The organism is Porifericola rhodea, from assembly GCF_030506305.1.
Taxonomy (GTDB): domain Bacteria; phylum Bacteroidota; class Bacteroidia; order Cytophagales; family Cyclobacteriaceae; genus Catalinimonas; species Catalinimonas rhodea.
Genome location: NZ_CP119421.1, coordinates 234,701 through 259,971, shown reverse-complemented (window position 1 = coordinate 259,971; position 25,271 = coordinate 234,701). Strand labels below are relative to the sequence as shown.

General features: G+C 43.7%; 16 protein-coding genes. 13 read left to right on the top strand and 3 right to left on the bottom strand.

The genetic code is table 11. From position 1 onward, the window contains the following. Positions 1–115 precede the first annotated feature (115 nt). Complete coding sequence (betB, locus tag PZB74_RS01065; protein WP_302240063.1) at positions 116–1,567, top strand: betaine-aldehyde dehydrogenase; 1,452 nt, start codon at positions 116–118, stop codon at positions 1,565–1,567. A gap of 87 nt (positions 1,568–1,654) precedes the next feature. Beyond that, complete coding sequence (locus PZB74_RS01060; RefSeq protein ID WP_302240061.1) at positions 1,655–3,142, top strand: GMC family oxidoreductase; 1,488 nt, start codon at positions 1,655–1,657, stop codon at positions 3,140–3,142. On the opposite strand, the gene PZB74_RS01055 is transcribed toward PZB74_RS01060, so the two are convergent. After that, on the bottom strand, positions 3,139–4,755 hold the full coding sequence (locus PZB74_RS01055; protein WP_302240060.1) for a high affinity choline transporter 1: 1,617 nt from the start codon (positions 4,753–4,755) through the stop codon (positions 3,139–3,141). The two genes, PZB74_RS01060 and PZB74_RS01055, sit on opposite strands and share 4 nt — an antisense overlap. A gap of 388 nt (positions 4,756–5,143) precedes the next feature. Between PZB74_RS01055 and PZB74_RS01050 the strand changes: the two genes are divergently transcribed. The 3 genes from PZB74_RS01050 to PZB74_RS01040 all read left to right on the top strand — a co-directional run bounded on the left by PZB74_RS01050 (position 5,144) and on the right by PZB74_RS01040 (position 11,172). Then, positions 5,144–8,308, top strand: a complete 3,165-nt coding sequence (locus PZB74_RS01050; protein WP_302240058.1) for a SusC/RagA family TonB-linked outer membrane protein — start codon at positions 5,144–5,146, stop codon at positions 8,306–8,308. A gap of 77 nt (positions 8,309–8,385) precedes the next feature. After that, entirely contained in the window at positions 8,386–9,843 is a 1,458-nt protein-coding gene (locus tag PZB74_RS01045; RefSeq protein WP_302240056.1) for a SusD/RagB family nutrient-binding outer membrane lipoprotein, read from the top strand. Between the two features lie 87 nt (positions 9,844–9,930). Further along, positions 9,931–11,172 carry an alkaline phosphatase family protein gene (locus tag PZB74_RS01040; RefSeq protein WP_302240055.1) on the top strand — a complete coding sequence of 414 codons (1,242 nt, stop codon included), beginning with the start codon at positions 9,931–9,933 and terminating at the stop codon, positions 11,170–11,172. 25 nt (positions 11,173–11,197) lie between these two features. Here the strand turns inward: PZB74_RS01040 and PZB74_RS01035 are convergent, their stop codons facing one another. Then, positions 11,198–12,742: a GH3 family acyl-acid amido synthetase gene (locus PZB74_RS01035; protein ID WP_302240054.1), complete on the bottom strand. Its 1,545-nt coding sequence runs from the start codon at positions 12,740–12,742 to the stop codon at positions 11,198–11,200. A gap of 221 nt (positions 12,743–12,963) precedes the next feature. On the opposite strand from PZB74_RS01035, the gene PZB74_RS01030 reads away from it, so the two are divergent. The 8 genes from PZB74_RS01030 (at position 12,964) to PZB74_RS00995 (ending at position 24,144) form a co-directional block, all read left to right on the top strand. Then, positions 12,964–13,344 (top strand): HYC_CC_PP family protein, encoded by a 381-nt coding sequence (locus tag PZB74_RS01030; RefSeq protein WP_302240052.1) that lies wholly within the window; start codon positions 12,964–12,966, stop codon positions 13,342–13,344. A gap of 85 nt (positions 13,345–13,429) precedes the next feature. After that, positions 13,430–17,254, top strand: coding sequence for an efflux RND transporter permease subunit (locus PZB74_RS01025; protein WP_302240050.1), 3,825 nt, complete (start codon positions 13,430–13,432; stop codon positions 17,252–17,254). A gap of 34 nt (positions 17,255–17,288) precedes the next feature. Then, positions 17,289–18,557 (top strand): TolC family protein, encoded by a 1,269-nt coding sequence (locus PZB74_RS01020; protein WP_302240049.1) that lies wholly within the window; start codon positions 17,289–17,291, stop codon positions 18,555–18,557. A gap of 4 nt (positions 18,558–18,561) precedes the next feature. Continuing rightward, positions 18,562–19,077, top strand: coding sequence for a TlpA family protein disulfide reductase (locus tag PZB74_RS01015; RefSeq protein WP_302240047.1), 516 nt, complete (start codon positions 18,562–18,564; stop codon positions 19,075–19,077). Between the two features lies 1 nt (position 19,078). Further along, positions 19,079–20,323: a sialidase family protein gene (locus PZB74_RS01010; RefSeq protein ID WP_302240045.1), complete on the top strand. Its 1,245-nt coding sequence runs from the start codon at positions 19,079–19,081 to the stop codon at positions 20,321–20,323. After that, entirely contained in the window at positions 20,320–22,107 is a 1,788-nt protein-coding gene (locus PZB74_RS01005; protein ID WP_302240043.1) for an efflux RND transporter periplasmic adaptor subunit, read from the top strand. The genes PZB74_RS01010 and PZB74_RS01005 overlap by 4 nt, the downstream gene beginning before the upstream one ends. A 16-nt stretch (positions 22,108–22,123) precedes the next feature. Then, positions 22,124–22,666 carry a DUF3347 domain-containing protein gene (locus PZB74_RS01000; protein ID WP_302240042.1) on the top strand — a complete coding sequence of 181 codons (543 nt, stop codon included), beginning with the start codon at positions 22,124–22,126 and terminating at the stop codon, positions 22,664–22,666. Positions 22,667–22,899: 233 nt separating this feature from the next. Then, a complete protein-coding gene (locus PZB74_RS00995; RefSeq protein ID WP_302240041.1) occupies positions 22,900–24,144 on the top strand; it encodes a CehA/McbA family metallohydrolase domain-containing protein in 1,245 nt (414 codons plus the stop codon). Here the strand turns inward: PZB74_RS00995 and PZB74_RS00990 are convergent. Then, positions 24,134–25,240, bottom strand: a complete 1,107-nt coding sequence (locus PZB74_RS00990) for an acyloxyacyl hydrolase (protein ID WP_302240039.1) — start codon at positions 25,238–25,240, stop codon at positions 24,134–24,136. The genes PZB74_RS00995 and PZB74_RS00990 overlap by 11 nt on opposite strands. Between the last annotated feature and the right edge of the window lie 31 nt (positions 25,241–25,271).

Sequence of the window (25,271 nt, the reverse complement as noted above, 5' to 3'; positions counted from 1 at the left end):
TCGCCTATTTTGTAGGCCACCTCCTGGAAAAGATAGTGAGCTAAGTGTAACGCATTTCCATGTTATCAGTTATGCTATAGCAAGCCTGTTCCTTTAATTTTTATATACTTGCATCATGGAAAAGCTACCACTCTTTATTAATAACCATCCAGTCAATGGTACTGGAAAAGTATTTACCAACTATAACCCTGCAACTGGAGAAGCCATTCATGAGGTAACCAGCGCATCTACTGACGACTTTGCAAAATGTATAGCTTCTGCTAAAAAAGGTTTTAAGGTATGGTCAGCCATGTCGCCCACAGCGAGAGGCCGCATACTACATAGAGCTTCAGAACTACTTAGAGAGCGCAACGATGAACTGGCGCAGCTGGAGGTGATAGATACTGGCAAGCCGATAAAAGAGGCTCTGGCAGTAGACGTAATTTCTGGGGCTGACTGTCTGGAGTACTATGCCGGAATCGCGGCTAGTCTGCACGGAGAGCACATAGAACTAGGCGGAGACTTTGCTTTTACAAGAAGAGAGCCTCTTGGTATTTGTGCCGGTATAGGAGCCTGGAATTACCCGATACAAATCGCCTGTTGGAAAGCTGCCCCTGCACTGGCTTGTGGTAATGTAATGATTTTTAAGCCCGCTGAGCTAACACCTCTTACTGCCTTAAAAGTTGCGGAAATATTTGCAGAAGCAGGCATGCCCGAGGGAGTATTTAATGTAATACAAGGAGATGGAGAAGTAGGGCAGATGCTGACCGCTCATCCGGATATTGCAAAAGTATCTATTACCGGAGAAGTAGGTACAGGCAAAAAAGTAATGCAGGCAGCTGCTACCACGCTTAAGCACGTTACCCTTGAGCTGGGGGGTAAATCACCTATCCTGATTTTTGAAGATGCCGATATAGACGAGGCTGTTCATGGTGCTATGCTGGGTAATTTTTATACTCAGGGGGAAATTTGTAGTAACGGAACACGAGTGTTTGTTCATAGCTCAATTCGCGAAAAGTTTATTGAGCGTTTAGTAGAAAAAACCAAAAATCTGAAAGTTGGAAATCCTTCAGATCCTGAAACACAGGTGGGAGCCCTGATCAGTAAAGATCATTTTGAGAAGGTAATGCAGTACATTCATTTGGGCAAAGAGCAAAAAGCTGAACTACTGTATGGTGGAGAGCAGGTGCGAGTAGAAGGCTGCGAAGGAGGATACTTTGTTCAGCCTACTATTTTTGCCAGTGGTCAGGATGACTTACGGATAGTAGAAGAAGAAATATTCGGGCCAGTACTCTCGCTACTAACTTTTGAGGATGAAGCAGAAGTAGTAGAAAGGGCAAATAACTCTCCTTTTGGACTTGCCGCAGGGGTATTTACCAATGATATCAGGCGTGCGCATCGGGTAGTTGCTCAGTTGCAGGCAGGTATGTGCTGGGTAAATACCTTTAACATTAATCCGGTAGAAATACCATTTGGTGGATACAAACAGTCGGGCATAGGACGAGAAAATGGGCTGGCAGCCATAGAGCACTATACGCAGCTCAAAACAGTCTACATTGCCATGAATAAAATGGAAGATCCCTTCTAGGGTAGAAGTTTAATAATTTAAAAGAATACTCATTTTATCATAAATAGAAAGCTTACTCAGGTGTAAGCAACTCATACAAACATGCAAATGAAATACGATTATATAGTTGTAGGTGGGGGTACTGCCGGCGTGGTGACTGCATACCGATTAGCTGAAAAACAAAAAGGAGAAGTTTTGCTCATAGAGGCAGGGATATCGGATGAGCAAAGAGAGGATGTACTACAACTCAAGGAATGGCACACTTTATTAGAAGGCGATTTAGACTATGATTTTCCTATTGCCCCTCAGGCTACCGGAAATAGCAATATGCGCCATAGCAGGGCGAAAGTTATGGGCGGTTGTAGCTCACACAATTCAGCGATAGCTTTTCAGGCTCCAGACTACGATTTTGAGCAGTGGACCCAAAAGGGAATCAAAAACTGGACTCCCCAGGAGGTACGTCCTTTCTACAACAAAGTATTAGAGAAAGTAAATCTGGAGAAGTCCGACTCAGAAAACGATTGCGGAAAAGCTATGATAGATGCCTGCGAGGAGTATGGCATAGCCGCTCAGGACTTTGAAAATGGCAATTATCACGAAAGTGCAGGCTGGTTTTCTTTAAACAAAAAGGGTGGTATACGCCACTCCAGTTCTGTAGCTTACCTGCATCCATACGACAAAATTCCGGCTGGACTTACTGTAGTAACAGAGACTTTTGCGACAAAATTGTTGTTAGACGATGCAAAAAAAGTTGTTGCGGTAGAGACAAACAAAGGTACATTTGAAGCCAATAAAGAAGTTATTCTATCAGGGGGGGCATTTCATACACCACATTTGCTTATGCTTTCTGGCATTGGCCCAAAAGAACATCTGCAAGAGGTAGGTATACAAGTGATACAAGATCTGCCGGGAGTAGGGGAGCACCTGGTAGACCATCCCGAAGGAGTTATTATATGGGAAGCGGAGCAGCAAGTTCCTGAAAAAAGCGCTCAAAAGTATGAGATAGGTGTTTTTTGTAAAACTGATCCTCAGCTAGGTATGTCAGACCTGATGTTCCACTTTGGAACTGAAGCTTTTGATATGCATACGCTTCCTGCTGGGTATCCTACTTCTGATAACGCCTTTTCACTTACGCCCAACGTTATGCAGGCCAGGAGCGAAGGTACAGTTCGTTTACAGTCTAATCGTGCCGAAGATCCGCCCCTTATTGATCCAAAATATTTCTCTGATCCTGAGGGCCACGATGCCCGGGTAATGGTAGAGGGGATAAAAACTGCCAGAAAAATCGCGGCACAAGCTTCACTAAAGCCCTGGATAAAGAGAGAGTTAGCTCCCGGACCTGATGTGCAGACAGATGAGCAAATTTTAGACTACATATACAAGACGCATAATACAGTATATCATCCAGCAGGCACATGTAAGCTGGGTACAGATGATGACCCTAAAGCTGTGGTGAACACCCACCTTCAGGTAAAAGGGATACAAAACCTGAGAATAGCGGATGCCTCTGTTTTTCCGAGTATTACCAGTGTTAATCCTTGTATTACCTGTATGATGATTGGTGAACGTTGTGCTGATTTTATCCTTAACAGTTAATTTGTAATAGTCTGCTTCAGCTTGTGCAAAGGTTGAGGCGGACACTGTTTTTGACTAAGCCTGGACACTATAACCATAGTAAGCAAGCCGCTTAGCATAGCTGTTGTCCTGAACGGAAAGAGTACGTTACCATCTTCAATAAGGGGGTATGGTATTATGTTGGGGATGCCTAAAGTTGCTTCTCCACCACCAAAGCGTAGTATAAGAGAGACTAGCAGGCCGGCTATAGCTCCGTAGCGATTAGCTTTTTTGTCGAAGAGGGCACAAACCAACTGAGGAAAGAGAATGCAGTACACAAAGTCGCTGCACAAAAACCACAGCGCGTATACACTTTTTACCTGTAAAGCAATGAGTGTGGCAGCCACTCCGATAATCCATATTACCCGCTTTATCACCTTCGCCAGCGTCTTAGAATCTACTTTAGGTTTTAGTAAAGTTCTGTAGATATTCCATGAGGCCATAGAAGAAGCAGAAAGTATAGAAGAGTCTACCGAAGACATTACAGCGGCAGCTATGGCACCAAGGCCGATAGTAGCTACAAAAGGATTGGTGAGGTAACGTACTACATATGGTAAAGTTAGTGCTGCTTCTTGCGGAGGAGCTACGCCTAAAGCTTCCCAGGGCGCCACATGACCAATTACACCAATCATCACAGCTGGTATGGCAGCGGCCATACATACAAAACCTGCAATGATAGAAAGGCGCATAGCTACTTTTTCATTTTTAGAAGCCAGCACTCTCTGAAAATATACCTGCCAAGGAATACCCCCAAAAATCAGAAGTAGCGCCGAGTCCCACCAGTTCCAGTAGTAATTACCCCAGCTTTTGTGTTTCCAGCCATCTATAGGAGGGAGTGCGTTTGCTAATATTCCTTTATGTTCTACGTAAGTTTTCCAGGCCAGGTCCCAGCCTCCAACTTTATCCAGAGCAAAAGGAATTACTAAAACCAACCCAATAAGGAGTAATATCATCTGAATAACATCCGTAAAAGCTACTGCCCATAGTCCTCCTAATGCGGTATAAGCTATGGCAATTGCGGCTGATGCGATAATTGATGGCACAAAGTCCATTCCTAGTACGGTGCCAAAGGTGGTTCCCAGGGCGGTGAGTATAGCGGATGTCCAGAAGAGTTCTCCACAGATAGCTGGCAGTGAAAGCAGGGCAGCCACTTTCTTGCCAAAGCGTTGTTGCAAGGGATCTATCATGGTTTTAAACTCATAGCGCCGCATTTTTCTGGCGAAAAACAAGCCTCCAACAATTAAGCTGAGTGCATAGCCCCAGGGTGCTTGTACCCAGGCAATGCCAGAAGAGTTGGTGTATTCTGCTGTACCATTAATATAGCCTCCGCCAACCCAGGTCGCACTCATGGTAAATACCGCTACGCCTAATGGAATTGACCTGCCAGCAAGCATAATACTATTCTCATTTTCTTCTCCTTTCATAGAAGCGGCATAAGTACCTATATAAAAAATGACAGCGTAAAAACACATCATAGACGCAAACCCAGGCCAGTACACTGGGTGGCCCATCAGGTGAAGTACTCCACCCAGTAGTAGTAGTGCAGCCATGATGTATAAAGAGGGAAGGAGTTTTTTTATAAGAGGAGATTGCATGAAAATTCGGTTTGTATTCTGGAAAAGAACAGCAAGTATAAGGGGTATATACCTTTAAGCCAAGAAAAGATGGATATACCTATTTTGAGTAGAAATATGAGAATCTAGTTAGTGTATAATTTGGGATGCTAAGGTGTAAGATGTACCTTTGTGCTTCAAAATAAAGTTGGAGCTCATGCAACTCCTTTGTCTGTACTCACTTTTGAGAGTTGCTTTCTTTTACAATAACATACTGCCCGGGAATGTTACCTTTTGGGTACAAAAAGCTTAACATAAGCTTAATTTCCTAATAAATCCATTGTTGCAGGGCTTGTAGTATTTTTGCTGAGCCATTGTTTAATGCTGACCTACTTTGTCAGTCAAATTCATCATCATTAAATAGTTTACTATGAAGAAACTTTTACTGGTTTTTGTCCATCAATTTTGGTGGGTAAAATATATGTTTTTTACGCTTTTTGGTGTAAGTTTTAGTCTGTTTTTGCAAGCGCAGTCAACTCAGGTAAGTGGCACTGTAGTAGATACATCGGGAGAACCTGTACCCGGAGTAAATGTACTGGTCAAAAATACTACTCAAGGTACAGTTACCAACCTTGAAGGTCTCTACCGTATTGAGGTTTCCGAGGCAAATACATCATTGATTTTTTCTTTTGTAGGGTTTGAAACAAAAGAAGTTGCCATTAATGGTCGTAGCCAGATTAATATCACTTTAAACTCAGATGCAGAGCAGCTCTCCGAAGTAGTTGTTACCGCATTAGGTATAGAAAAGGAGAAAAAAGCCCTGGGATATGCAGTGCAGGAGGTAGCTGGAGAAGGGCTGCAAAAAGCCCGTGAGCCTAATGTCGCCCGCTCCCTTACTGGTAAAGTAGCTGGCCTGAATGTGTATAACCCTACCGGGCTCTTTGAAGACCCCAAGCTTGAACTAAGAGGTAGAGATCCTCTAATTGTTATAGACGGTATTCCTAACCCGGAAGCAGACCTTTGGAAAATAAGCTCTGACGACGTGGAAAGTATAGATGTGCTCAAAGGGCCTACCGCTTCTGCGCTCTATGGCTCTATTGGTAGAGATGGAGCTATCATGATTACGACCAAAAGAGGTAGCCAGGAAGGTGTAGAAGTGAGTGTAAATTCAAGTACCATGTTTCAGCCTAGTTATTTGCGTATACCTGATGTACAGAGCACTTACGGAAATGGTAATAATGGTACTTACGCCTACATCAATGGCTCTGGAAGTGGACCAGAAGGTGGCGGGTGGATATGGGGACCCAAGCTGAACCAGGCAGATGCAAGTACTGCCAGTGGATTTTTTGAAACAACTCAATATGATAGCCCGATAGACCCTGTTACCGGAGAACGCATACCTACTCCTTTTATATCACGAGGAGAAAACAATGTAGAGAACTTTTTCAGAACAGGTATGATCTCTACAAACAATGTTAGTATCAGCGGAGGTAATGAAAAAGGAAACTTTAGAGCATCCTTATCTCATATGTATCAGAAAGGTATGGTGCCTAATACAGGTCTAAATTCTACTACTTTTACAGTAGCAGGAGGCTATCAACTGGCTGAAAAACTTCGCGCAGATGCCTCACTGACATACAATAAGCAGTATAGCGACAATTTCCCTGAGAGAAGCTACGGTCCGCAAAACTATCTTTATAACCTGGTCTTGTGGACAGGCCCGGATATTGACGTGCGTGACCTTAGAAACTACTGGCAGGAAGGAAATGAAGGTGTACAGCAGCGCCATTACAATACCTCATGGTATAACAATCCTTACTTTCAGGCATACGAATTTTTGCAAGGGTATAACAAAGACAATAATTACGGCCAACTTAGTTTAACCTATGAGCCACTGGAAAACCTGGAAATTCTTGCACGTTCGGGCTTCAACTGGTACAATACAAATCGTAGTGTAAAAGAACCTTTGAGTTATATCCGGTATGGAGTAAAATCTCGTGGAAACCTGGAGCTTAGTAACGAATACAATTTTAATATCAATACTGATATTATCGCGACCTATCGTAAACAGCTGGCAGAGGAGTTAAACATTAGTGTTTCTGTGGGAGGCGCAAACCGCTATAATAACTTCCGTACACTTAATGCATATACCGACGGGCTCAATGTACCGGAGTATTACAATTTAAGCAACTCTACCAGTAACCTTACGGGAGGCAACCTATTGCAGGACCAAAAAGTAAACAGCCTCTACGGAACTCTGGATATTGAATTTTTGAACTCAGTATTTTTGACCGTAACCGGAAGAAATGACTGGATCTCTACCTTGCCGTTAGAGAACAACTCATACTTTTACCCATCTGTCTCTCTAAGTACTGTGGTGTCAGATATAATGCCTGTACCTGAAGCTTTTGAGTTTTTGAAATTACGAGGTTCATGGTCTCAGGTATCCTCCGGTTATATCAACTTTGACCTGACTGGCTTTGGCAGTGAATACCCCTACAACCAGGTTCAGGCCTATCTGCCAGGTATCAATTGGAACAACAACGCATCTGTCTATTTCCCTGAAACACAGATTTCTTCTGACATATCTCCGGAAACTACAGATTCTTATGAAATAGGCTTGGATGCCCGCTTCCTACAAGGTCGTTTGGGAATAGACGTAGCCTATTATAGCATGCGAGATTATAACAATATTACAACTATTCCTGTGTCTGAAGCCTCTGGCTTTACTTCTCGCCTTGTAAATGGCAACGAATACAAAAGACGTGGAATAGAAGTAGTGCTTAATGCTACACCCCTTAAACTTGACCTTTTTCAATGGGATGTCATGCTTAACTGGTCCAGACACCGTCGTGAGCTTACCCAGGTATATGGTGATGCAAATGAGCTAAATAATGTAAAAGTTGGTGAACGAGCTGACGCTTATTATACTTCGGTATGGCTGCGTTCTCCCGAAGGAGATATCATTTACGGAGACAATGGTTTTCCCCTTATTGATCCTTTTCAAAGACGAGTAGGCTACTCCGATCCTGATGGTGTGTTCGGTATTAACAATAGCTTCTCCTACAAAAACTTTACTCTGAGTGTACTTTTAGATGGACGCTACGGCGGCAGTTTCTACAGTACTACTAATTCTAAAATGTGGTGGGGGGGTACTCATCCTGGCTCAGTGAACCAGTATCGCGATGATGCCAACAACGGAGAATCTACCTATGTGGGTGATGGTGTGGTACTTCTGGATGGAGATGTGGAGTACGATAGTGACGGCAACATCCTGAGCGACAGCCGTACGTTCGCGCCTAATACCCAGGCTGTTAATTACATTTCCTGGACTAAAGATTTCTATGACGGATCTCCTTCAGAGCCGGGTATATATAAAGAAACATTTATGAAGCTAAGAGAAGTTACGCTTACCTATGCGTTACCTAACTCCGTGTTGGATAACACTTTTTTTGAACAGGCTTCAGTTTCTTTTGTAGGAAGAAACCTCTTTCTCTGGTCCGATGTCCCTAATATAGACCCAGATCAGGGAGAAGATAACCTTCAGACGCCCTCTGCACGAAGCTTAGGTTTCAACATTAATCTCACTTTTTAAGAACAATGTCTAAACCTTAGCGGAAATGCTTTAAGCAAAATCCAGCTATATTTTTAATGGCTTAACATGGATAACTCATGAAAAAGAACATAAAGTATATCATATTCACATTTATCATCCTGACTACCGGCGCCTGTCAGGATTTTGAAGAGCTACAAATTGACCCTAACCGTGCTACAGAAGTAGGTCCTGAGCTTCTGCTGACTAACCTACAGGTTGATATATTTAACAATGTGACGCTAGATGCCGCATTGGCTTCAAGATTTTTGGTTTACACACAGGGAGCCAGTCTTTCTCAATACTACGGATGGCAAAGAGCAGGCTTCGATGATTATAATCAACTACGCCAGGTGATCAAGATGGAGGAAGAGGCTATGCGTGTAGATAATGCAAACTACCTTGCTATTGCCAAGTTTTTGCGCTCTTATGTTATTCTGGAACTGACTAAGACATTTGGAGATGTGCCTTACTTACAGGCAGGTTCTGCTTTTGAAGGTGAATATATGCCTGAGTACACACCTCAGGAACAAATCTATCAGCAGGTGCTTCAGGAACTGGACGAAGCCAATGCCGAGCTAAGTGTAGAAAATGGCGAAATCAGAGGCGACCTTATATTTGATGGTGATGTTACCAAGTGGAAAAAACTGGTAAACTCCTTTAAGTTAAGAGTACTCATTAGTCTATCTCTTAAAGAGGGTACCAGCTTAGATATTGAAAGTCAGTTTCGTAACATTATTCAAAACCCGGATACCTATCCGCTGATGAGCAGCAATGAGGACAATGCAGCATTAGCATTTTTTGACAGAGAAAGTAATCGTTACCCTTACTTTAATGATAATAGTATACAAACCGACTATTACCTGGATGAATCGTTTGTCTCATTACTTAAAGAAAGAAACGATCCTCGCCTGTTCAGTGTAGGTGACCCGGACTTTGCCTCTCGTCAGGCTAACCTGGATCCTTCTAACTTTGATGCCTACACCGGCTTGGGAGGAAGTGCTACACTAACAGAAAACGTAAGCCGCTTGAATGAGGGAGAAGGATCTCCCATAAACTCTCGCTTCTATAATGATCCTGTTAATGAGCCAAGCGTATTGTTAAGCTATGCGGAGCTAGCATTTACTATTGCAGAAGCAGCCCAGAGAGGGTGGGTTAGCGTAAGCCCCGAAGAGTATTATATGCAGGGCATCCAGGCTTCTATGGAGTTTTACAACATTGAGGCTTCTGCTATTGACGCTTACCTGCAACAACCAGAAGTTGCGTTTGAAGCTGCTAAGGGCTTGGAAATGATACTAACACAAAAATACCTTTCGTTTTTTATGAATAGTGGGTGGGAGGCTTATTACAACCAGCGTCGTACAGGTATTCCTGAGTTTAGCACCGATGGGGGTGGTATACTCAACGGAGGTAAAATTCCTAAACGCTGGATGTATCCAGAAAGCGAGCTGGATCTTAACGAGTCGCATGTGTTACAGGCTATTGAACGCCAGTTTGGTACTGACGACATCAATGGTGAAATGTGGTTATTAAAGTAACCAGTTACTATAAATAATTCGTTCGGCCAGCTTTCTATTGAGAGTTGGCTGAATTTTTTTAGCATTACAATAAATCAAAAACTTATCGTGCATAAAAAAATCATCCTTTCAGTCATCAGCTTGTGTGCTTTGTCTATCGCTTTTGCGCAGGCACAGCAAAAGAAAGCCTTGTTTATTATAGTAGACGGTATTTCAGCCGATGTTATAGAAAAAGTATCTACCCCCCATCTGGACGATATTGCAAAAGCTGGAGGATACACCCACGCCTATGTGGGAGGTGAAAAAGGAGCATATTCTGAAACCCCAACTATTTCCGCAGTAGGCTATAACAGTTTATTGACTGGCACCTGGGTAAATAAGCATAATGTATGGGGGAATAGCATTAAAGCACCGAACTACCAGTACTGGACTATCTTTCGCTTTATGGAAGAGCAGTTTCCTGAAAAGAAAACGGCTATTTTTTCTACCTGGCTAGATAACCGTACCAAGCTAATAGGTGAGGGACTGTCCGCAACGGGTGGGCTTAAACTTGATTACCACTTTGATGGTTTTGAGCATGATACCCTGCGCTTCCCGCATGGGAGCGACAGAAAATTTATTTACCAGATAGATGAGCACGTAACCAATGAGGCTGCTCGCTATGTAAAGTCGGAAGGGCCTGACTTATCATGGGTTTATCTGGAGTACACGGATGATATGGGGCATAAATTTGGTGATAGCCCGCAGATGTACGAGGCTGTAGAAATTGCTGACGACCAGGTGGGGCGTATCTGGAAGGCAATTCAGTACAGAGAGCAGAACTATGACGAAGACTGGCTCATCGTTATTACAACAGACCACGGACGAGATGAAGACACCGGCAAACACCATGGCGGTCAGTCTGACAGAGAAAGGTCTACCTGGATAACTACCAATGCCCAAGACCTGAATACCTATTTTAAGAAACATAAGCCGGGAGTGGTCTCTATCTTTCCTACACTGGCGCGACATCTGGAGTTGAATATTGCTCGTGAGCAGGCCATGGAAATAGATGGTGTACCATTTACTGGAGATGTTTCTGTGGCTAAGTTGAAAGCAAAGAAAGAAAACAGCCAGCTACAGCTACAATGGACAGCCTTGGAGAAGAAAGGAAAAGCTAAAGTGTGGCTAAGTACAGAAAACCACTTTAAAGGTGGAGAAAAAGATGAGTATAAGCTGATGGGTGAAGTTGACCTACGCAAGGAAAAACATACAATTGATATTAGTGAAATGCCATCATCTTTTTACAAAGTAGTGCTGGAAGCTCCACACAATTTTGTAAACTATTGGGTAGTAGAAGAAGCCCCTTAAAGCTCCTTCTACTCAATCTTATCATTTATTGGGCGGCCACTATAAAAGACTCCCAGGACTCTAAATGGTGGCCCTTAAGCACGCGGGGAAACTTGTGCTGTCCACCTACCTTTCCCTGCGTTTCCATCCAGTTTATAAATACATCATGAGGGAGAATAGTAAGCTTTATCTCCTTGAGGGCAGCACTTCTTTCCGTGCGGTAGTCATCGTTGAGGTACTTAAGGTACTCATCCAGTTTCTGCCTCACGGTCTCTTCACTCATAGGTTTATCAATAGCCAGATACCAGTGGTGAGCGAATAAGTTATCATGCTTTGTGCCGGCCACAGTATATTCGTTAATCTCAATATTCATCTCTTCCGACAACATCTGCACAGCACGATTCATATTATCTACTGAAAGATGCTCCCCACAAAGACTAAGAAAGTGCTTGGTACGACCTGTAATAACAATCTGAGTATCTTGCACATCGGTAAATCTGATAACATCGCCAATTAGGTAGCGCCAGGCACCAGCACAGCTACTCAGCAGTAAAGCATAATCTTTACCTTCTTCAACCTGATGTATCATCAGCGTTTCAGGCTTTGACACCAGTTCACCATCAGCAGTAAAATTCCGCTCCGTAAAAGGGACAAATTCAAAGAAAATTCCACTATTGAGCATCATCTGCATAGACTTAAAATTTGCCTTGTTCTGAAAGGCGATAAAGCCTTCAGAGGCCAGGTATGTCTCTATGTAGGTCAGAGGCCGGGCGGTTAAGCGCTCAAAGCTCTTCATATATGGCGTGAGTGATACTCCACCATGAATAAAAATGCTCAGATTAGGCCAGATGTCATGAATGGTGTTAAGCCCATAGTGGTCAATAATCTTTTCAAGAAGCATCTGTAACCATGCTGGTACTCCTACAATAACTCCAATATCCCATTTATGAGCATTGAGCATAATTTCGTCTAGCTTTTTGGCCCAGTCTTTCTCGCGGGAGATTTTATGCCCTGGCTTATAGAAGCTATAAAACCAGTAAGGCATACGCTTGCAGGTAATACCGCTAAGGTCGCCTTCGTAGCCATACTTGTATCGGTTAAGATCGGTACTGCCGCCCAGCATCAATATACCCTTTTGGAAAAGGCTCTCGGGCAGGTCATATTGGTTTAGAGAGAGTATCTGCCTTACGCTCACTTTATTGATAGCTTTAAGCATATCCCTGGTGATAGGAATATACTTAGAAGAAGCCTCAGAAGTGCCGGAGCTTAACGCAAAATACTTGATCCGCTCCGGCCAGCTTACATTTTTTTGACCTTCGCGACAAAGGTGCCACCACTCGCGATGCATTTTGTTGTAATCGTGAATAGGTACCAGGCTTCGGTAGGCCTGATAAAAGGCTTCCGGGTCAGTAGAGTAAAAAGCCTGTAAGATTTGGTCAAAGTGGTAGTGCTGACCAAACTGAGTACCCTGAGCAGTAAACAACAAATGTTTGAGCTGCTCTTTTTGTAGGTTAAAAGGCTGTCGGTATTCGTGTTCAACAGCTTGCCTCAGTTGTAATCCTTTTTTAACCAGTTTTCCTAGTATTGGCATGGACTATTCGTTGTTTTCTTAAGCTATTTACACAATTTTACGACCGAAATAAATAGTTATTTGTTAACAATTTATTAATAATATCAGTGGATTTTGCGTAATTTTGCCAGTATCAAAAAAGGTGATAACTCTGCCCAGCAGAACAATCGGTGGCAGTATACTTGTATAAAATTTGAAACCTAAGCATTGTGTCTAACGTTTAGCGCAAAGTAAGCCTGTATATGATCAAAAAATTTCTTCATATAGCCTTAACTTTGATACTGTTGGTATCAACTACCGGAGTGGCGCTCAGCAAGCACTATTGTGGAGGAGAGCTTTCTGCTATGGAAGTAGGGCATGACCAAATACAGTGCTGCGAACAGCCCGAAGAAATGCCTGATGGTTGCTGTCAGGATGAAAAGCTTACTTTTCAGGTAGAAGAGAGCTATCAACTTTCTCACTTCCAGTTTGAGTCTGCCCTTTTTATTGCAGCCATTTTTCCAAACATAGACCTGTCCTGGCTTTTTGAAACCAGCAGCGAAGTACATACTTCATATAAACCTTACCATTCCCCTCCGATTGCACAAGACATACCCGTGCTCCTGCAATCATTTCTTATTTAGGTCTTTCCCTCATGATTAGTTTGCCGTGGAATATATCTGGTTCCGCAGCTTTTCTTTATAAATTATCATTGATGGGAAATGAAAGATGTTAAATCAACTTATTAAGTTTTTTCTTGATAACCGTTTAGTAACGGTACTTATACTACTATTGCTTATTGCTTGGGGTATAGTAACCTCTCCTTTTAATTTTGGAGTTAGCTTTTTGCCTAATGATCCTGTAGCAGTAGATGCCATACCCGACATAGGAGAAAACCAACAGATTGTGTTTACCGAATGGAAGGGTCGCTCACCTCAAGACGTAGAAGATCAGGTGACCTATCCGCTTACCACAGCGCTATTGGGCATGCCGGGCGTAAAAACGATACGTAGTTCTTCGGCCTTCGGGTTTTCCAGCATTTATATCATTTTTGATGAGGGCATAGAGTTTTACTGGAGCCGTTCTCGTATACTGGAAAAGCTCAATGCTTTACCTGCCGGAACCTTACCTGAAGGTGTGCAGCCTGCCCTGGGGCCTGATGCTACTGCTCTGGGGCAAATTTTTTGGTACACCCTGGAGGGTAGAGATGAAGAAGGAAATACTACAGGAGGCTGGGATTTACAGGAACTTCGCTCCGTGCAGGATTATCTGGTACGTTATGGACTGGCTTCGGCTGAGGGGGTTTCTGAGGTAGCCTCTATTGGTGGCTTTGTTAAAGAGTATCAGGTAGAAATTAATCCTGATGCCCTAAAAGCACACGGGGCCACGCTGGCACAGGTAGCACAAAGCGTGCGTGATAGTAACCTGGATGTGGGGGCGCGGACATTGGAAATTAACAATGCGGAATATTTTGTGCGTGGCCTGGGCTATATTAAAAACCTGGAAGACCTGGAAAACGCTGTTGTAAAGGTAGAAAACAATACACCTATACGAATAAAAGACGTTGCCAGAGTACAGTATGGGCCGGCCAACCGAAGGGGAGTGTTAGATAAAGCTGGTGCGGAGGTAGTAGGCGGGGTAGTAGTGGCCCGTTATGGAGCTAACCCTCTGGAGGTAATCAACAACGTAAAAGATAAAATCAAGGAGATAGAAGGGGGGCTGCCTGGTAAAACACTTGCTGATGGTACGCTGTCAAAAGTAACTATTGTGCCCTTTTACGATCGTACGCAGCTTATTCAGGAAACGCTTGGCACTCTGGAAGAAGCACTCTCACTTGAAATTCTGATTACAATCATTGTCATTATTGTGATGGTGGTCAATCTAAGGGCATCACTGCTGATATCTGCCCTCCTGCCTCTGGCAGTATTAATGTGCTTTATCGCCATGCGCTATACCGGAGTGGTGGCTAACATTGTATCCTTATCTGGTATTGCCATCGCAATAGGAACAGTAGTAGATGTGGGTATTATTCTTTCAGAAAATATTCTTAAGCATATAGAGGCCAACCGGAACAGCGGAAAATCCTATCTGGATATTGTCTATGAAGGAACAATAGAAGTGGCCTCAGCCATTGTAACCGCGGTTACTACCACCATCGTCAGCTTTATTCCCGTATTCAGTTTACAGGCAGCCGAAGGTAAGCTATTTACACCACTGGCATTTACCAAAACCTTTGTGTTGGCAGCAGCAGTGTTTATTACGCTGATTATTATGCCAACCTTTGCATACTGGTTCTTTTCAATCAAAATCAGTCAGAAGAAAGTAAAACTAGGGGTACAGTCTTTAATAATTGCTTTGGGTATAGTTACCATATGGTATGGCCTGTTCTGGGCTGGGTTTTTCCTGCTTGCCATAGGTGCTGTTAACCTTTTAGCGAGCCTGGACTACCCCAGACTTATTGCGCTTAAAACCTATCGCTTATGGATTAATCTGGTCATCACTTTAGGCTTAATTAGCTTCTGGCTTACTACCGAATGGTTACCCTTAGGGGCAGGCGTTAGCCTTCTGCTCAACTACTTATTTGTTATACTAGGTATAGCCCTGATATTGGGTGGCTTTCTGCTTTTTCATCATTACTATACCTTCATCTTGCGTAAGTGCCTGCAATACAAAGCTGTTTTTATTCTGATTCCCGGCACACTTATTTTGTTGGGACTTATGATCTGGCAAGGCTTTGACGGGGTATTTGGAGGATTAAGTCGCAGTCTGGAGAGAGTCAATATTAATTTGAGAAGTACATCTGCGTACTCAGATTTACAGCATACTTTTCCGGGTATAGGTGAGGAATTTATGCCAGCACTTGACGAAGGAGCCTTTCTGTTAATGCCTACGTCCATGCCCCATTCCGGCATAGAAGAAAACAAAGCTACATTACAAAAGCTGGATATGCTGGTGACAGCCATACCCGAAGTGTCTTCTGTAGTGGGTAAGCTGGGCAGAGCGGAGTCCGCGCTAGACCCGGCGCCGATCTCTATGTACGAAAATATAATTAACTACAAGAGTGAATATTTGACTGATGCAAATGGTCGCCGAAAACGTTTTCGTACCGACGATGAAGGCAGATTCCTGATCAGGAAAGGAGACAGCCTTCAGGCTATCAGACCAGAAGAAATGCCTTATATAAACAGTAACTTATTAGTAGCTGATGCCGATGGTAGCTACTTCCGCCAGTGGAGAGAAGGGATTCAATCTACTGACGACATCTGGGCGGAGGTAGTAAAAGCGACACGCCTGCCGGGCGTTACTTCTGCTCCCAAATTGCAGCCTATTGAAACCAGACTGGTTATGCTGCAAACTGGAATGCGAGCTCCTATGGGCATTAAAGTAAAGGGACCAGATCTGCAAACTATAGAGGCTTTTGGCCTGAAGTTAGAGAAGTACCTAAAAGATGTACCTGCCGTAAAAGGTGAGGCTGTTTTTGCGGAAAGAATTGTAGGTAAACCCTATCTGGAAATTCGGATAGATCGTGAAAAGATAGCCCGCTATGGCTTAAGCATACAGGACGTACAAAATTATATTGAAGTAGCCATTGGTGGTATTCGCCTGAGTACCAGTGTGGAGGGTAGAGAACGATATCCCATACGAGTTCGCTACCCAAGGGAGCTGAGAGACGAGCCAAATAAAATTGAAGACATACTGATACCCACTGCCACTGGTACGCAGATTCCTCTAGGCGAGTTAACGACAATAGCCTACGTGCAGGGGCCTCAGATGATCAAAAGTGAGGATACCTTCCTTATCGCTTATGTGCTATTTGATAAAAACGATGGCTACTCTGAAGTAGAAACAGTAGAAGCCGCACAAGTTTATTTGCAGGAGAAAATAGACAGCGGAGAACTAGAAGTGCCTGCGGGTATTAGTTACCGCTTTTCTGGTAGCTATGAAAATCAGATCAGGGCAGAGCAACGCCTGAGTATTGTCATACCAGTCTGTCTGCTAGTCATTTTTCTAATTCTCTATTTTCAGTTCCGCTCTGTTAGTACTTCTCTCATGGTGTTTAGCGGTATTGCCGTAGCATTTGCAGGGGGCTTTATTCTGATATGGCTCTATGGCTACGATAGCTTTCTGGACTTTTCGCTCCTGGGTACAAATATGAGAGAGTTGTTTCAGGTCAAAACTATTTACCTGAGCGTAGCGGTTTGGGTAGGGTTTATCGCCCTCTTTGGCATAGCTACCGATGATGGGGTACTGATCGCCACCTATCTGGATCAGTCGTTTGATAAAAACAGAACGAGTACCATAGCTGAAATCAGAGAGGCAGTAACAGAGGCGGGAGAAAAGCGAGTGCGCCCGGCACTGATGACTTCAGCTACTACCTTACTGGCCCTTTTGCCTGTGCTTACCTCCGCGGGAAGAGGTTCTGATATTATGATACCTATGGCTATACCTATTTTTGGAGGTATGTGTGTGGCCCTGATCACACTCTTTGTAGTACCAGTTTTGTACTGCTGGCGGGAAGAGTGGAAAGTAAAAAAACTAAATACCAAACCATGATGTGGCTATGCGAAAAATAAAATCTATAATAAGAATGAGATATTGGTATTTTTTGCTGGTATTAGTATTTAGTATGCTAAGCATACCATATAGCTTTGCTCAGTCACTGAATGAGTATCTGCAAATGGGAGGAGAAAGCAACCCTGACTTACAGGCACGTTATCAAAGCTATCTTTCGGCATTGCAGCAGCTACCCCAGCAGGGTGCACTCCCTGACCCAAAGTTAAGCTTTAGCTATTTTATCAGTCCGGTAGAGACCAGGCTGGGGCCTCAGCAGGCACGTATTTCTTTGCAACAGATGCTGCCCTGGTTTGGAAGTCTTACAGCCAGAGAAGATGTAGCCAGCCAGAGAGCAAAAGTAAGGTTTGAAGAGTTTGTACAAGCTCGTAATGCTTACTTTTACGAGCTAAAGAAAAATTACTTTCAGCTGTACGAACTGCAACAGAAAAGAACCTTACTGCAAGCTAACATAGATATACTACAGGTCTACGAAGAAGTGGCTACTCAAAAGTACGAGAATGATCTCAGCTCCATGGTAGATATTATTCGGGTACAGATGCAACTTCGCGAAGAAAAGAGTAAGCTACAGAACCTTCTTGAAGAAACTAAGGCCCAGCGCTCTAATTTCAATACGCTACTCAATCGGGCAACAGAGGCAGAAGTTAGCCTTCCCGATACACTGGAAATAGGTGAAGTAGCTGCCGATACCAGCCAAATAAGGGCAGAGATGCTCAAAAACTACCCATCTATCAGACTCTTGCAGGAAGAAGCTATACTGCTGGAAAAAAGCGAAAAGGTAGCTCAGCTTAGTGCTAAACCAGAACTTGGACTAGGACTGGATTACGTTCTGATTGGAGAGCGTACTGATATGGAAATGGCAGATAGCGGAAAAGATGCTTTGATGCTTATGGTAAATGTATCACTACCTTTATTCAATCAGCAAAAGTATAAGTCAGCAGTCAGAGAAATTCGGATAGAAAGCGAGGCTAATCAACTGGCAATAAGAAATGAAGAGAACAGAATACGCGATGAGCTACAACAGGCTTTGAGTCAGCTACAATCGGCAAAGAATGACATCTTACTTTACCATAAGCAGATAGAAAGCACACAGCAGGCTATTAGTATTCTCAATAGTGCCTATGAAGCCAATAGCAAAGGCTTTGAGGAAGTACTGGAATTTCAGCTGGAATTACTCAAATATCAGAACTTATTAAACGAATCTACCACCAGGCTTTATATCGCATTAGCTAAAATTGATGAACTTAGAGCCATAGAAATTATTGATACGAACGAACTAAAGTAAAATCATGATAAAGATAAACATCTATACTGCGGCATGGATAATGGCATTTTTGCTTTTAGTAGCCTGCAATGCTAACACACAGAAAGACGAAGGCAACACTGCCAAAAATACCCGACAGGAGCAAGCTAATCCTTTAGCACTAGTACAGTTGGAAGATTTGGAAGGCAATACCATCGCCCTGGATCACTACAAAGATAAAACTGTGGTGCTAAATTTCTGGGCTACCTGGTGCAAACCCTGTGTTGTAGAAATGCCATCAATGGAGCAGGCAAAAGAGCAGTTGGGTGATGACTTTGTATTTCTGCTAGCTTCAGATGAGGGGGTAGAAAAAATAAGCGCCTTTAAAGAAAAGATTGGAGTAGACCTGCCTTTTGTATCTCTGAAAATGAGTATGCAAAACCTGCCTATCACAGCTTTGCCCACTACATGGATAATTCGTAATGGAGAGATACTTGAGGAAATTGTAGGTAGCCGAGAGTGGGATGAAGCCGCTCACCTGGAGAACCTTAAGCAGCTTTAAGATGCATAAAGTATTAGTCTACCTATTATTGTCTTTTTTACCCTTTGCTTGTCAGGTACCCTCTGCTGAGCTGCCCGACGAGCAATGGCCTTTGCGGGAAGTAGCTTCTCCTGCCTCAACTCAAAGTGGCGAACCTAACTTATTTGTCTCAGAAGAGGGTAGAGTGTACCTCTCCTGGATTGATGCCCTGGAAAACGACGAATATGCCCTGCGATTTTCGGTATGGGAGGGGGAAAAGTGGGCAACTCCACAGACCATTGCTCAGGATTCTGGCTGGTTTGTAAACTGGGCAGATTTTCCTTCGGTAGTAGCTTCTGGCGACCATATGGCAGCGCACTGGCTTACAAAAAGCGGTAGCGGAACTTTTGAGTATGATGTTACCATAGCACTTTCTGATAACATGGGGGCAGACTGGAGTACACCTTTTGTCCTGCATCAGGATAGTTTACAGGCCGAACATGGTTTCGTAAGTATGCTACCCTATCAGGGAAAAACCTTCGCAGTATGGCTGGATGGGCGAAATACCAAACCTAAGAAGAAGCAAGGGCATGAGCACCACCATGAGGAAGGAGCTATGAGCCTGCGTACTGCAATATTTGATTCGGAGGGTAAAGTAGAGAAGCGGGAAGAACTGGACGGCCGTATTTGTGACTGCTGCCAGACCGATGCCATAAGCATAGGAGAAGATATTTATGTAGTATACCGCGATCGTTCTCAGCAGGAAATTCGCGATATCTACATTACTCGCTATCATCAGGGCAGGTGGAGTCAGCCCCGGCCAGTACATCAAGACCAATGGCAGATAAAGGGCTGCCCGGTCAATGGCCCGGCAATTTGTGGAAGGGGCAGCAATATAGCTGTGGCCTGGTTTACCGCTGCGCGAGATACTTCAAAAGTTCAGCTTGCCATCTCTACAGATGAGGCAGATAGCTTTATTAAGCCCATTCGGGTAGATCATGGAAATCCCTTGGGTCGTGTAGATGTGCTAATGCTAAACACTGAACATCTTGTGTTGAGCTGGATGGAACGAACCGATAACGGGGCCGAAATTCGGCTAGCTGTTTTTGATAAACAGCATCAACTGGTGGCCGACAAACGTATAGCTTATACCGGCTATGCCCGGGCAAATGGTTTTCCTATCATGGAAATGGACGATGAGAAAATATTTTTTACCTGGACACAAGCTTCCGAAGATAAAACCCAGGTAAAAACAGCGATGTTAGATATAGAAGAAGTAATAAAATGACGATAAAAACGAAAACGGCATTACGCTATCTGTTAATGTTGGGCTTAGGGATGTTGCTGGGCTGGCTGGTGTGGATGCCAGCGACCGAAGATCCGGAGGAACATGAGCATGAGTTTGTGCCTACCGAAACGGCCGAAGGTACCGTTTGGACCTGTTCTATGCACCCACAGGTGCGCCAGAGCGAAGCAGGTGACTGCCCCATTTGCGGTATGGACCTTATTCCTTTAGAAGAGGAAGAAGGTGAAGCTAACCCTTACCAGCTTACCATGAGTGCCGAAGCAGTAAGGCTCGCTAATGTACAGACCACCAAAGTAGGTAGCCCCGGCACATATGAGGAAGAATCTAAAGCGCTGCTACTTAATGGTAAGCTGGAGATTGATGAGACCAGAATCATTACTCAGACAGCTCATTTTTCTGGAAGGGTAGAGAAGATGTTCCTTACTTATGAAGGTGCTCAGGTAAGGCGTGGGCAAACCATCGCTACTATTTACTCTCCCGAACTGGTCACTGCGCAGCAGGAGTTGTTGCAGGCGCAGAAGTTTAAAGCAAGCAACCCTAATCTGCTGGCCTCTGCCACCCGAAAACTGAAAAACTGGAAGCTAACCGACAGCCAGATCATGCAGATATTAGAAAGAGACGAACCGATTACTTATTGGCCCCTAAAAGCTCATGCTTCGGGCATTGTTACCAATATCAATGTAGAGAGCGGAGAGCATGTGATGGAAGGTGCGGTAATCTACGAAGCAGCCGACCTCTCGCAGCTTTGGGCAGTTTTTGATGCTTATGAGAACAATCTGAGCTGGATAAAGAAAGGAGATATGATCAGCTTTGAGGTAGCGGCTTATCCTGGTAAACAGTTTGATGCAAAGGTGAGCTTTATTGATCCTTTTATTGATCCTCAGAGTCGTGTAGCAAAAGTGCGAACAGAAGTAAGTAATGAAGATGGTTTACTAAAACCTGCTATGTTTGCTCAGGGTAGGTTAAGCAGTAGAGAACAGACTTCGGTAGTAAGCTCTGACGCGGAATTGCTGGTACCCAAATCAGCGGTGATGTGGACAGGTACCCGCTCAGTAGTATATGTGGTGGTACAAAATACGAATATACCTACCTACGAAATGAGAGAGGTTACTCTTGGAGCATCGGTAGGCAATGCCTATCTGGTAGAAAGCGGACTCCGATCTGGAGAAGAGGTAGTAAGCCAGGGTACCTTTACTGTGGATGCTGCCGCGCAGCTTAACAACAAAGCCAGCATGATGAACCGTAATGTGCAGATAAAAGGTAGTGCCACTAAGGCGGAACAGATGCAGTTGAGCGTTCCTGATTATGTAAGCCAGACTTCGGAAACCTTTAAAAATCAATTCCAGAAAACTATAAATCAGTACCTTGAACTGAAGGATGCTCTGGTAAGTTCTGAAAAAGAGGCAGCGAACAAATACGCGCAGGCTATGATGAAGTCGGTAGCTGAGGTAGACATGAACCTGCTGGAAGATGAACCACATATATACTGGATGGAAAGAGAGGAAGGTATAAAAGATCATGTTCAGCTTTTGCTCCAATCCAAAAACATAGATATGCAGCGTAAACACTTTAAGCAGTTATCTCTGGAAATGATCAAAGCTACACAGGCTTTCGGTACTTCCGAGAAACTATATGTACAATACTGTCCTATGGCAGATAATGATGAAGGAGCCAACTGGCTGAGCGTATCAGAAGAAGTGATCAACCCGTACTACGGAGATATGATGCTGAACTGCGGAAATGTAAAAACTATTATTAACCCATAAATTCAAATTGTTTATCATGAAATACATGCATTCACCCCTAAAATTACTTAGTCTCTGTTTGGTGTTCTTATTTGCAGTAGCCTGTTCTGATTCCAAAACAAGCAATACTGAAGGAACTACTACTGAAGAGAGCAGCCAGACTACTGAGAGCGGAAGCAATACCATTCGGGTAGGCAGTGTAGTTGATGGTTACCTTAAGCTTAAAGATGCGCTGGTAGCCTCAAATGCTGAAGATGCAAAAAAATATGCTACCGGTATGATGGAGGTAGTTAATGCTGTGGAGCAGCCGGAAGTACAGCAGGCAATCAAAGAAATTGCTGCCGCTGAAGATATAGAAGCACAACGTGTGGCTTTTGAAGAGGTATCTGTACACTTGTATAATGATTTGAAGGCGTCTGGAGAAGTTGAGCAGACACTATACAAGCAGTACTGCCCTATGGCGTTTGACGATAAAGGTGCTTTCTGGCTGAGTGCCCAGGAAGAAATTCGTAATCCGTACTTTGGAGACCGTATGCTTAAATGCGGTAGAGTAGAAGAGGAGCTACCCATCAGCAACTAAACCCGCTACTAAATATTGCCAAAACTCCCTTTTGTCGTTCAGATGAGAGGGAGTTTTTTTAATGCTATAAATGGCAGAAACACAGTGTTTTATAAATAATCTTTAATATTGAATTAAAATTCATAATGATACTTTAATAATTATCGTACTTTTTTAACAAATCCATAAACAGAAGGATGAGGTGTTCCCCCTTCTGAACGCCTAAGTTTGGTTATAGGAAACTATGCATACCTATGACCACCAAAAGACTAAAACCTAACTTTCTTCTCTTTGCCAAGAGCTTCTTATTTCTTCTTATCTTATTTGTCAGCTTTCAATATTTTCAAATCAAATTCTACGACTATCCTGAGCCCGAACCTTTCAGTGGAGCAGGCTGGTATAACCCATACGAAGACCTGGGGCAGTATTGGTATAAATCAAATTTTCATACCCACGCCCATGCTTGGAATGGAATGACCAATGGCCACCAACCCGGAAATGAAGTATTAGAGGCTTACTATGAGTTAGGCTATGACATCCCCTGCATCTCCGACTATTTTTCTATCAACAGCCACCTGGATAGAAAAGACGAAAGTTTTATTCCTGTGTATGAGCACGGCATTAACATACATAAGTCACACCGGCAGGCTATCGGAAGCGAGAAAGTGTGTTTTTTTGATGTGATGCTTTTTCAAAATCAGGACATTCGTCAGTACCTGATAGAGAGGGTAAAGCAAACGGCACCGCTGCTTGCCATCAACCATCCTACCATGAAAAACAGCCATCCAGTTGAGATGATGCCCTACCTTAGTGGCTACGATCTGTTAGAAGTGATCAATAGCTTCAGACTGGCGACCGAACACTGGGATGCAGCCCTCTCTTCGGGCCATCCGGTATGGCTATTAGCAAATGACGATTGCCATGATGTAGAAAGGCATAACAAAATTGCGAAGGCCTGGACGATGGTGCATGCACCTAGCCGCAAAAGAGAAGATATACTGAATGCTCTGGGCAGTGGGCGCAGCTATGGGGTAAAAAGGGTGACAGATAAAAACAGTAGAGAAGAGTTGCTGAAAACGTTCTGGATCACTCGCCATAAACCTATTTTGCAGACGGTAAACATAAAAGCAGATACATTTTTGTTGCAGTTGAACCGCCCTGTAGATCATGTGCGACTGATTGGGCAGGGAGGTAAAACCTTAGCTGAGTTTGACGAAACAGATCAGGTGGCATACCTGATGCAGCCTGATGACACTTACGTAAGAGCGGAATTAGAAAGCGGAGAGTTACTTTATCTGCTAAACCCAATCGTGCGGCACGATGGCCAATTGCCTCCAGTCAATGATATGGAAGCCAAGATGCAGATATGGAAGACTTTTATCTGGCGGATAGGTATTGTTATGTTTAACCTTATCGTTTTTTACCTACTGTATCGTCCTCAGTTGGAGCGTTTGCTTTTATTAAGAAGAGCCAGAAGGTGGAGGCCTGCTACAGCTTAAGTAGCAGTCCCCACTCTATGTGCTCTGCTTTACCCAAGTAGGATTTTAAGCTGCCACTTACGGCTAACTGAGGGTGTACATAAACTCGTAGCCCATATTTTTGAAATAACTCTCCATACAATCCTTTGTAAGGCTGGTAGATGTGGCAGCCTAGCTGGGTAAGAAAAGCTACTTTATTAATCATAAGCTCATGCCCACCGCTAAGGGCTATAGTTTTGTAATCTACTTCATCGCCATCATGCATTTGAGCGATCCATTTTTTTCGGGCAATGTCCCAGTAAGCATCTAGCCCGAAGTTGAGCACACTAAGGTGAGATACCTGTTTGTTCAGATGCAAACTCAGATTGTATGAGGAGTGTAAAACTCCACCTCCTCGTCCCAGCTCTTTAAAGCTGATACTTGGTAATACAGTCAGATAGGTTTTTTTGGGCTGAAAAGCGGCGCGTTCGTTCTGAGGCTTATAAATTTCACATCTTTGAAACTCTTGTCTCAGGTAAAAGCCCCCCTGCACCAGGTTTAGGCCGGAGTTAGGCTTTTTAAGTCCTCCGTTAGAGTAATGATTCAGGTGAACAAAGGCCCCGGCTGCCAAGTCGGTAGACAAACGACGCTGATATTTTAGCGCAATGTTTAGCGCGAAAGACAAGGTGCTGCCTAACGCCAGGTTTTTGGTATTGTATGTACGATGGTAAGGATTGGTGTGGTAAGCTATTCCTACTCCCATATTGCCAAGAACAGAGGAGTAGCGCCCCCGATAAACATATAAGTTCAGGTTCGGAATTAGCGAAATGGATTTGCCTAAGCTAGGGTGGCGATAGTGTTGGTACTCAAGAGCTACGCCAAACTCCGGAAAACCATACAACTGATGCCAGGTTTTTAGCCCACTGGTGCGGAGAAGGTAGTTCAGCTTAGCTGCGCTTGGATGGCTCTGTACCAGGTGTCTGATTTTTTCATCGTGCATCAGTATCATTCCATGATAGAAGGAGAACTCCAGCAGGCTGCCCGCATATAATTTTTTTGCCGACAGCGGAGCCTGTGCCCACATAGTAGTGCTAGTGCCTAAGACTATAGCTAGTAGAAATAGTAGTTTCAGTCTCATAGAAGTGTGAGGCTTTCTGTGAGCAACCTTT

What these genes read in the sequence shown, in the direction of transcription:
- betB (WP_302240063.1), top strand. Translation starts at nt 116, where the DNA reads ATGGAAAAGCTACCACTCTTTATTAATAACCATCCAGTCAATGGTACT.
- PZB74_RS01060 (WP_302240061.1), top strand. Translation starts at nt 1,655, where the DNA reads ATGAAATACGATTATATAGTTGTAGGTGGGGGTACTGCCGGCGTGGTG.
- PZB74_RS01055 (WP_302240060.1), bottom strand. Translation starts at nt 4,755, where the DNA reads ATGCAATCTCCTCTTATAAAAAAACTCCTTCCCTCTTTATACATCATG.
- PZB74_RS01050 (WP_302240058.1), top strand. Translation starts at nt 5,144, where the DNA reads ATGAAGAAACTTTTACTGGTTTTTGTCCATCAATTTTGGTGGGTAAAA.
- PZB74_RS01045 (WP_302240056.1), top strand. Translation starts at nt 8,386, where the DNA reads ATGAAAAAGAACATAAAGTATATCATATTCACATTTATCATCCTGACT.
- PZB74_RS01035 (WP_302240054.1), bottom strand. Translation starts at nt 12,742, where the DNA reads ATGCCAATACTAGGAAAACTGGTTAAAAAAGGATTACAACTGAGGCAA.
- PZB74_RS01030 (WP_302240052.1), top strand. Translation starts at nt 12,964, where the DNA reads ATGATCAAAAAATTTCTTCATATAGCCTTAACTTTGATACTGTTGGTA.
- PZB74_RS01025 (WP_302240050.1), top strand. Translation starts at nt 13,430, where the DNA reads ATGTTAAATCAACTTATTAAGTTTTTTCTTGATAACCGTTTAGTAACG.
- PZB74_RS01020 (WP_302240049.1), top strand. Translation starts at nt 17,289, where the DNA reads ATGAGATATTGGTATTTTTTGCTGGTATTAGTATTTAGTATGCTAAGC.
- PZB74_RS01015 (WP_302240047.1), top strand. Translation starts at nt 18,562, where the DNA reads ATGATAAAGATAAACATCTATACTGCGGCATGGATAATGGCATTTTTG.
- PZB74_RS01010 (WP_302240045.1), top strand. Translation starts at nt 19,079, where the DNA reads ATGCATAAAGTATTAGTCTACCTATTATTGTCTTTTTTACCCTTTGCT.
- PZB74_RS01005 (WP_302240043.1), top strand. Translation starts at nt 20,320, where the DNA reads ATGACGATAAAAACGAAAACGGCATTACGCTATCTGTTAATGTTGGGC.
- PZB74_RS01000 (WP_302240042.1), top strand. Translation starts at nt 22,124, where the DNA reads ATGAAATACATGCATTCACCCCTAAAATTACTTAGTCTCTGTTTGGTG.
- PZB74_RS00995 (WP_302240041.1), top strand. Translation starts at nt 22,900, where the DNA reads ATGACCACCAAAAGACTAAAACCTAACTTTCTTCTCTTTGCCAAGAGC.
- PZB74_RS00990 (WP_302240039.1), bottom strand. Translation starts at nt 25,240, where the DNA reads ATGAGACTGAAACTACTATTTCTACTAGCTATAGTCTTAGGCACTAGC.